Origin of the sequence: Aeromonas sp. LsrichE-8G, assembly GCF_022869435.1 — a bacterium.
In the GTDB taxonomy this organism is placed as follows: Bacteria; Pseudomonadota; Gammaproteobacteria; order Enterobacterales; family Aeromonadaceae; genus Aeromonas; species Aeromonas caviae.
In genome coordinates this window covers 1-3,937 of record NZ_JALIHH010000183.1, presented here as the reverse complement: position 1 = coordinate 3,937, position 3,937 = coordinate 1, and the positions used below count along the sequence as shown (strand labels likewise).

The window sequence follows — 3,937 nt, the reverse complement described above, 5'->3', positions numbered from 1 at the left end:
TTATTCAGTGCCCTGGCCATCGTCTTGCTGACGCTGCTGGGTAAGGCTGGAGACAGTGTCGGTCTAGAGAGAACGATCAAGGTCAATACCAGCAAGAGCCGAACCTATTCGTTCTTTCGGCAAGGGGTCATCTATTACCAGTTGCTACCTAAAATGAAAGAAGCCAATGCGGTCTTGTTGATGGATAAATTTATCTACTACCTGAAGCAACACCGCTTATATACCCGCACACTTGGAATTATTTGAGTCTCTAAAAATGAGGGGATCTCTGAGAGTTCAGACTGAACGGCGTGTGTGTATTTTCTCCGGGTGCGGCGACGGGCCTGGACCGCCTCTGCCAGCATGGCAAGCAGGTGTTCACTCTCTTCCCAGCAGAGGCAGGCATCGGTCACTGACAGGCCGTATTGCAGCTCACCCAGAGGAGCCGGTTTCTGGTTTCCTCCCAGCAAGAAGCTCTCGACCATGACGGCGGCGATGGCTTGGCTCCCTTCGCTCAGCTGGCGACAGAGCTCTTTGGCGACCTTCAGCTGGTTCGTGTGCAGCTTCTGGCTGTTGCCATGGCTGCAATCTACCATCAGGCGAGGGGGGAGTCCCTGACGGATGAGGCGGTCTGCTGCCTCCGCCACATCGCTCTGGTAGTAGTTGGGCAGGGTGCCGCCACGCAGAATGATATGGCCATCGGGATTGCCTTCGCTCTTGATCACTACCATGCCGCCCTGGCTGCCGGGGGCGGTGAAGAGATGGGAGGCGGTACTGGCCTGGATGGCATCGATGGCGACCCGGATATTGCCGTCCGTACCGTTCTTGAATCCCACGGGGCAGGGCAGTGCGGAGGCCAATTGCCGGTGGACCTGAGACTCCGTGGTGCGTGCCCCGATGGCGCCCCAGCTGACGAGATCGGCGAGATAGAGAAAGCTGGTGGTGTCGAGGAATTCGGTGGCGGTGGCGAGCCCCAGCCCATTGATGTCGAGCAGCACCTGGCGTGCCAGATGCAATCCCCGATTGATGTCGTTGCTGCCGTCCAGGTGCGGATCGAAGACCAGCCCCTTCCAGCCCACCGTGGTGCGCGGCTTTTCAAAATAGGCGCGCATGACTATCTGAAGGCTGTCTTCATAGGCGGTGGCGAGTCGTGCCAGCCGTCCGGCATAGTCCAGGGCCGCGACGGGATCATGGATGGAGCAGGGGCCAATCACGACCAGCAGGCGATCGTCTTCACCTGCCAGGATCCGGCGTGCCTGATGGCGCTGGTTGTCGATGTGCCGGGTCATGTCGGCCGGACAGGGGTGCTGCACCAGCAGCTCGGCAGGGGTGGGTAGCGCCTCTATGGCGAAGGCGCGCATGACCGAATTCAAAACTGCCATCTGGAGTTACCTTGCTGTGCATGTGTGCGATGGGGAACCCGTATGCGGCATCCTGTTGGGAGCAGACAGATTCACGGCTCATCGCAGTTGTTGAGAATGATTGTCATTATCTTAGTGTTTGTCTCAAATGCAAGTGCAATGAAATCGCCAGGCGAAGATGGGGGGAGAAAGAACGATGGCGGGGGAACCGCAGCAAAAGCAGGCCGCTTCCCCGAGGGAAGAAGCCCGCCAGTCACAAGATAAAGAGGGGATCAGCTGTCCATCACGGCGTGCCTGTCCTGATGGTAGGCGTCTTCATCCTTGCCACTGCGCCAGTAGGGGACTGCGTAGACCCGCTGGCGCTCGGCATCCAGGGCGCGTCTGACGTGGCGGCGCAGCGGCACGACCAGGCTCTCTTCCCCGCCAAACCAGAAATAGCTCCCCTCGGCGACCATAGGCTGGGCGGTGAAATGCGCCACCAGGGTCGCGGCCTGCTCCGGATTGCCCACGAACCAGCGCAGGTCGACGCCGGCCGGCAGCGACAGATCCTGCACGTCGTCCTGATGGGGGACCAGCAGGGCGATATGGCCGCGGGCATGGGCTGGCATCACTTCCACCATGGCGCTGATGGCGGGCAGGGCGGTGAGATCCCCCGCCATGTAATAGTGCTCGGCCGTTTGCAGCATGGGGTCGGGACCGCCCGGGCCCGAGATGGCGAGCCTGTCCCCCGGTTTGGCGTGCAGGGCGAAACGACTGGCGGGGCCGGCCTCGCCGTGCAGGGCGAAGTCGATGTCGAGCTCCAGCGCCTCCCGGCGAAACGCGCGTATGGTGAATGTGCGAATGACGGGTTTCTGGGCGGGATCGAGCCAGCGAGGCCCCTTGTCGGTGGGGGTGGGCAACACTATCTCGCGCTGATCCGGTCGGGGCAGCATGATCTTGACATGAGCACCGCCACAGCTGAAGGGGTAGTCCACAAGCTCGGGGCTGGTCAGGCAGATTCGGCGCAGATGCGGGCTCACATCCTGAACATGCTTGACGGTGAGCAGGCGGGGGCGATTGGCCGGGGCGGGTTGAGACATGGGCATACTCCTGGCTGATGATGGCGCCCATTCTTGATTAAATGAAAACTATTATCAATTGGTTTGTGGGCAGAATGGGTCGCGATTGACCATCCTCTGGATCTCCATCTTAAATACGAAAGGGGACTCCCTCCGACGTAGGTGGGAGGGGAATTTCGCCGGGGCGTCAGCCCCGCTGGTTTTGAATGTATTGCTTGATCACCTCCAACGGTGCTCCGCCGCAAGAGCCCGCAAAGTAAGAGCGTGACCAGAGTACGGGTTTGCTGTAAGCACCTCTCAAGTCCAGAAATTCATTACGCAGTCGCCTTGATGTGACCGCCTTTAACGAGTTCACCAGTACCGATAGCTGTACCGTTGGCGCGTACTCTATCAGCATGTGAACATGATCAGCCTCTCCGTCACACTCTTTCAGTTCCGCACCAAAATCTCTGCAAACCTCTGCCGCACACTGACCGAAGGAAGCGTGATGCAGATCCCCCAGTATCGGCTTTCGATACTTGGTGATAAACACCAAGTGTACGTGCAAAACGTAGGCCGCATGGCGTGATTTATTAATTTTAGTGAATTGCATTCTGTCACTCAATCGGGCTTAATAGATATGGCAATAATGCTACACACTGAGCGCTAAATGCAAATTCTGAAAGCCTACAAATTCCGACTCGAACCGACCGAACAACAAGCGCAACGCCTGCGCCAGTTGGGCGGTTGTGCTCGTTATGTCTGGAATCACGGGCTGGCAGAAACCAAACGCATTCTGGATGCTGGCGAAAAACTGCCTTCTGCCTTTGAGCTGAACAGGATGCTCACCAGTTGGAAGAAAGACCCAGAAATGGCCTTTCTGGCCGAGGCATATACCGACAACCTCCAGCAGAAGCTCAAGGATTTGCATGGCGCGTGGATGCGCTGCTTTGATAAGAAACTCGCCGCCAAGGCACCCGTATTCAAGAAAAAAAGCGACAACTGCGACGCTATCCGGTTCGTCAACTTCGACAAGTATTGCCGCCTTGAAAAGGGTCGCGTGAAGCTGCCTGCCGGGCTGGCGTGGGTCAAGTTCCGTCAGTCCCAGCCAGTTGAAGGGAAAATTAAAAACGCGACCGTCAGCCAAGCAGCCGGGCACTGGTATATCTCCTTTCAGGTCGAGCAGGAGACGCTTGAGCCAATTCACCCCTCCGGCTCAATGGTCGGGCTGGATGCGGGGATCGCCAAGCTCGCAACCCTGTCAGATGGCACGGTGTTTGAGCCCGTCAACAGCTTCAAAACCAATCAGACCAAGCTGGCAAGGCTCCAACGCCAGTTGAGCAAAAAGGTAAAGTTCAGCAGCAACTGGAAGAAACAAAAAGCCAAGATCCAGCGGCTGCATTCACATATCGCTAATACCCGCCGCGATTACCTTCACAAGGTCACAACGACTATCAGCAAAAACCACGCGATGATCGTCATTGAGGATTTGAAGGTTGCCAGCATGTCAAAATCAGCAGCGGGCACGACCAGCCAGCCGGGGCGCAACGTCCGGGCAAA

Annotated in this window: 4 protein-coding genes and 1 pseudogene; 2 read left to right on the top strand and 3 right to left on the bottom strand. The window is 57.7% G+C overall.

Translation table 11 applies throughout. The annotated features are described in order from the left end of the window. A pseudogene (locus tag MUW49_RS18375) lies at positions 1 to 246 on the top strand (IS4 family transposase); the annotation flags it as partial. Here the strand turns inward: MUW49_RS18375 and MUW49_RS18370 are convergent. From MUW49_RS18370 to tnpA, 3 genes are all read right to left on the bottom strand, one after another. Then, the gene (locus MUW49_RS18370; protein WP_280520840.1) at positions 198 to 1,361 is read right to left on the bottom strand and encodes a 3-deoxy-7-phosphoheptulonate synthase; all 1,164 of its coding nucleotides are present in this window, start codon (positions 1,359 to 1,361) and stop codon (positions 198 to 200) included. The pseudogene MUW49_RS18375 and the gene MUW49_RS18370 sit on opposite strands and share 49 nt — an antisense overlap. A gap of 251 nt (positions 1,362 to 1,612) precedes the next feature. Beyond that, the gene (locus tag MUW49_RS18365; protein ID WP_109422417.1) at positions 1,613 to 2,419 is read right to left on the bottom strand and encodes a siderophore-interacting protein; all 807 of its coding nucleotides are present in this window, start codon (positions 2,417 to 2,419) and stop codon (positions 1,613 to 1,615) included. A gap of 166 nt (positions 2,420 to 2,585) precedes the next feature. Beyond that, positions 2,586 to 2,990, bottom strand: a complete 405-nt coding sequence (gene tnpA, locus MUW49_RS18360) for an IS200/IS605-like element ISAs26 family transposase (RefSeq protein WP_010674034.1) — start codon at positions 2,988 to 2,990, stop codon at positions 2,586 to 2,588. Between the two features lie 57 nt (positions 2,991 to 3,047). Between tnpA and MUW49_RS18355 the strand changes: the two genes are divergently transcribed. Beyond that, a partial coding sequence (locus MUW49_RS18355) for an RNA-guided endonuclease TnpB family protein (RefSeq protein ID WP_210539127.1) occupies positions 3,048 to 3,937 on the top strand: 890 nt, incomplete at its 3' end.